At 68.8% G+C, this 3,879-nt stretch carries 4 protein-coding genes and 1 pseudogene; 4 read left to right on the top strand and 1 reads right to left on the bottom strand.

Annotation, left to right across the window (positions count from 1 at the left end; translation table 11 throughout):
* The 3 genes from BIS11_RS12580 to BIS11_RS12570 all read left to right on the top strand — a co-directional run.
* The coding region (locus BIS11_RS12580; RefSeq protein WP_253586166.1) for an iron ABC transporter permease at positions 1-471 on the top strand (471 nt) is incomplete at its 5' end.
* Positions 468-1,511, top strand: coding sequence for an iron chelate uptake ABC transporter family permease subunit (locus BIS11_RS12575; RefSeq protein WP_253586165.1), 1,044 nt, complete (start codon positions 468-470; stop codon positions 1,509-1,511). The genes BIS11_RS12580 and BIS11_RS12575, both read left to right, overlap by 4 nt.
* Complete coding sequence (locus tag BIS11_RS12570; RefSeq protein WP_253426808.1) at positions 1,508-2,326, top strand: ABC transporter ATP-binding protein; 819 nt, start codon at positions 1,508-1,510, stop codon at positions 2,324-2,326. The genes BIS11_RS12575 and BIS11_RS12570 overlap by 4 nt, the downstream gene beginning before the upstream one ends.
* Here the strand turns inward: BIS11_RS12570 and lldD are convergent.
* The gene (gene lldD / locus BIS11_RS12565) at positions 2,310-3,470 is read right to left on the bottom strand and encodes an FMN-dependent L-lactate dehydrogenase LldD (RefSeq protein WP_253586163.1); all 1,161 of its coding nucleotides are present in this window, start codon (positions 3,468-3,470) and stop codon (positions 2,310-2,312) included. The two genes, BIS11_RS12570 and lldD, sit on opposite strands and share 17 nt — an antisense overlap.
* A gap of 162 nt (positions 3,471-3,632) precedes the next feature.
* Between lldD and BIS11_RS12560 the strand changes: the two are divergent.
* Positions 3,633-3,879: pseudogene (locus BIS11_RS12560) on the top strand (cupin); the annotation flags it as partial.

The following is a 3,879-nucleotide window of genomic DNA, read 5'->3' as shown; positions in this document are numbered from 1 at the left end:
GTACAGTCCTGGCTCGTCGGCGGCGTGGGCGGGGCCACCTACGATCAGATCACGCCGGTCGTGCCCTTTCTGGCGGCGGGCTTCATCGTCTCGGTCGTCTGTGCGCGCAAGCTCAACCTGCTGGCACTCGGCGACGACACCGCCGCCGGGCTTGGCGAGAACGTCGCGCTGGCGCGGGGGATGTCGGCGCTCGGTGCGGTGCTCTTGTGCGGCGCGACGACCGCGGTGTGCGGGCCGATCGGCTTCGTGGGCCTGGTCGTGCCCCACGCCTGCCGCCTGCTGGTGGGGGCCGACTACCGCTGGCTGCTGCCGTTTTCCGCCCTTGGCGGGGCGATTCTTCTGCTGCTTGCCGACGTGGCCGGACGGCTGGCGGCGCACCCGGCAGAGCTCGATGCGGGCATCGTCACCGCGTTCATCGGCGCGCCGGTCTTCATCTGGATCGTACGCCGCCGCAAGGTGGGCGCGCTATGAACCACGCAACCCCTGCCCAAAGGGCACAGCTGAGTGCGCTGCGCCGTGGCCGGCTCAGGCGGCGTCGGGGGACGCTGGCGCTGCTCGCCGCCGGGCTTTCGGTGGGGGTGCTGGTGACCCTTGCGCTTGGCCAGTCCTACACCCCGCTTTCCACGGTGGCGCGGGTGCTGGCCGGTGTCGACGTGCCGGGGGCAAGCTTCACCGTGGGCGAGCTGCGCCTGCCCCGGGCGGTGGCGTGCCTGCTCGCCGGCGCCTGCTTTGGCCTGGGCGGCGTGGCCTTTCAAACGCTCTTGCGCAACCCCCTGGCGAGCCCGGACATCATCGGCATCAGCAGCGGCGCCAGCGCCGGCGCGGTGTTCGCCATCGTCGCGCTCGCCTGGAGCGGGCCGGCGGTGGCGCTTGTCGCGGTGGCCGCGGGGCTTGGCGTGGCGCTTTTGATCTACCTGCTCTCCTGGCGCGACGGCGTGACCGGCGCGCGGCTGATCCTGATCGGCATAGGGCTTGCCGCCATGCTGCAAAGCGTGACGGCGTATCTATTGATGCAGGCGCCGAGCTGGTCGCTGCAGGAGGCGCTTCGCTGGATCACCGGCAGCGTCAACGGCGTGCGCCTGACGCAGGCGCTGCCGCTGAGCCTGGCGCTGGGGCTGCTGGGTGGGCTTCTGCTGAGCCGGCGCGCCGATCTCGACGCGCTGCGCCTGGGCGATGAGCTCGCCGCCGGGCTCGGCGTGCGCCTTGGCGTTACCCGCATCGTCGTGGTGCTGGCGGCGGTGGGTCTGGTGGCCTTCGCCACGGCGGTGACCGGGCCCATCGCCTTCGTGGCGTTTCTTTCCGGGCCGATCGCCGCGCGCATCAGTGGCCAGAGCGGCTCGCTGCTGTTACCGGCAGCGCTGGTAGGGGCGCTTCTGGTGCTGGCAAGCGACTACGCCGGACAGTTCCTGCTGCCCGCCCGCTATCCGGTGGGTATCGTCACGGGCGTGCTGGGCGCGCCGTACCTCGTTTATCTGATCGTTCGCGACAACCAACGCAAGGGCGCTTTATGAACGCATCCTCCCTGCAGGCCGAGGCGCTCACCGCGGGCTACGGCGAGCGCCGCGTGCTCGAAGGCGCTAGCGTCGACATCGCGCCTGGCCAACTCACCGCCATCGTCGGCGCCAACGCCTGTGGCAAGTCGACGCTCTTGCGCGTGCTCTCGCGGCTGATCGCCCCAGCGAGCGGGCGCGTGCTGCTCGACGGCCACGCCATCGACGCCATGGCCGCACGCAAGCTGGCCTGCCGGGTCGGCTTTCTGCCGCAGTCGCCCATCGCCCCGGAAGGCATCAGCGTGCTGGAGCTGGTGAGCCGGGGCCGTCACCCCCATCAGGGGCTGTTCAGGCGCTGGCGTGCAACGGACGAGGCGGCAGTGGCCGACGCATTGGCCGCCACCGGCCTTCTGGAGCTTGCCGAGCGTGCGGTGGACGAGCTTTCCGGCGGCCAGCGCCAACGGGTGTGGATCGCGATGGCGCTGGCCCAGCAGACCGATGTGCTGCTGCTCGACGAGCCCACCACCTTTCTCGACATCAACCACCAGATCGAGGTGCTGGACCTGCTCACCGAGCTCAACCACACCCGCGACACCACCATCGTGATGGTGCTCCACGAGCTGAACCTGGCCGCCCGCTACGCGGATACCCTGATCGCCATGGCGGGCGGGCGCGTGTACGCCGCAGGCGCGCCAGACACGGTACTGACCGAGGCCACGGTGCGCCACGTGTTCGGTCTCGAAAGCCGAGTCATCGAGGACCCGGTGACCGGCAAGCCGATGATGATTCCGCTGGGGCGCCACGGCGGCGTGGGCGCTTCTACTCGCTCATCTTGAGCTCTTTCACCACCGCGTCGAGATGGCTCTGATTGATCTCGGCGGGGGAATTCGCGCCGATCAGCGTCATGGTCACGCGCATGTCCGCGGCGATCAGCTCGAGAAGATGCGAGACGCCCGCCTCGCCCCGGGCGGCGAGCGCGTAGGCGTAGGCGCGCCCGAGTAGCACGCCCTTGGCGCCGAGTGCGAGCATGCGCACCACGTCGAGCCCGGAGCGCACGCCGGAGTCCGCCAGCACCGTGAGCTCGTCGCCCACTTCCTCGACGATGTGCGGCAGCGCCTGGGCGGTGGAGATCGCGCCGTCGAGCTGGCGGCCGCCGTGATTCGATACCACGATGCCGTCGGCGCCCATGCGCTGCGCCTCGCGGGCATCCTCCTTGTCCAGAAGCCCCTTGATGATCAGCTTTCCCTTCCAGCTTTCGCGAATCCAGCCAAGCTCGTCCCAACTGATCGACGGGTCGAAGTTCTTGGCCAGAAAGCCCATGTAGTCGTCCATGCCCATCGTGCGCTGGGTGTAGGCCTCGATATTGCCGAACGACAGCGGCTTGCCCTTGAGGCCCACATCGAACGCCCACTGCGGGTGGGTGATCGCCTGGGCGTACTGGCGAAGCTTGGCGTTGGGGCCGGACATGCCGGAGCGCCGATCGCGATAGCGCGAACCCGGCAGTGGCATGTCCACGGTGAATACCAGGGTCTTCATGCCCGCCGCCCAGGAGCGTTCCAGGGCGTTCTTCATGAAGCCACGATCCTTCAGCACGTAGAGCTGCGACCACTGCTCGCCGTGGGCCTCGCGGGCGACCTCCTCGATGGAGCAGACCGAGACCGTGGAGAGCGTGTAGGGAATGCCCGCCTTCTCGGCGGCGAGCGCCGCCTGCACCTCGCCGCGCCGGGCGTAGAGGCCGGTGGCGCCCACCGGGGCGAGCGCGACGGGCAGCTTCCAGGCGCTTCCCAGAATCTCGGTGTCGAGCGTGGGCGTGCCGCCGCCTTTCAGCACGCGCTGGCGCAGCGGTATAGCCTGCAGCGCCTCGACATTGCCGCGCAGCGTGCTCTCGGTCACCGAGCCGCCATCGAGGTAGTCGAACAAGAAACGGGGAATGCGCCGCTTGGCGGCTTGCCGGTAGTCCGAAGGGCTTGAAATGATCATGACGTCGCCTTAGCGCTCGATACACGCACGAAAAGAAACCTGCACTTGGTAATGCTCCTAGCCTACCAAGGTTCCCGCTCGACGCAGTGCCTTGCGTGGCTCAACTTTAGTCTAGCGCGTCACTTGCTATGCTGAACCAACACCCCCACCGAGGTCGCGACCATGACACCGGAAACGCTCTTTCTCTCTCCCGATACCGTCAATGGCTTCCCCAACTCCACGCTTGCGGTGCTGATCTACCGCGGCGCGGTGAAAGACGCCGAGCCCGAGTCGCGCGCGAAGGCCTTCGAGGCGCTGTTCGAGCGCCACGGCTGGCCGCCGGCCTGGCGCTACCACCTCTACGACTTCCAGCACTTTCATGCCGATGCCCATGAAGTGCTGGGCGTGTTCCGCGGCCGCGCCCGGGCAC

The sequence above is a fragment of the Halomonas sp. 707D4 genome (assembly GCF_024158685.1).
Taxonomy (GTDB): domain Bacteria; phylum Pseudomonadota; class Gammaproteobacteria; order Pseudomonadales; family Halomonadaceae; genus Vreelandella.
The sequence above is the reverse complement of the archived record's forward strand: the minus strand, read 5'-3'. Positions and strand labels throughout refer to the sequence as shown.

Bases quoted from the DNA above. Each gene is read 5' to 3' on its own strand.
- BIS11_RS12575 (WP_253586165.1), top strand. From the start codon at position 468: ATGAACCACGCAACCCCTGCCCAAAGGGCACAGCTGAGTGCGCTGCGC.
- BIS11_RS12570 (WP_253426808.1), top strand. From the start codon at position 1,508: ATGAACGCATCCTCCCTGCAGGCCGAGGCGCTCACCGCGGGCTACGGC.
- lldD (WP_253586163.1), bottom strand. From the start codon at position 3,470: ATGATCATTTCAAGCCCTTCGGACTACCGGCAAGCCGCCAAGCGGCGC.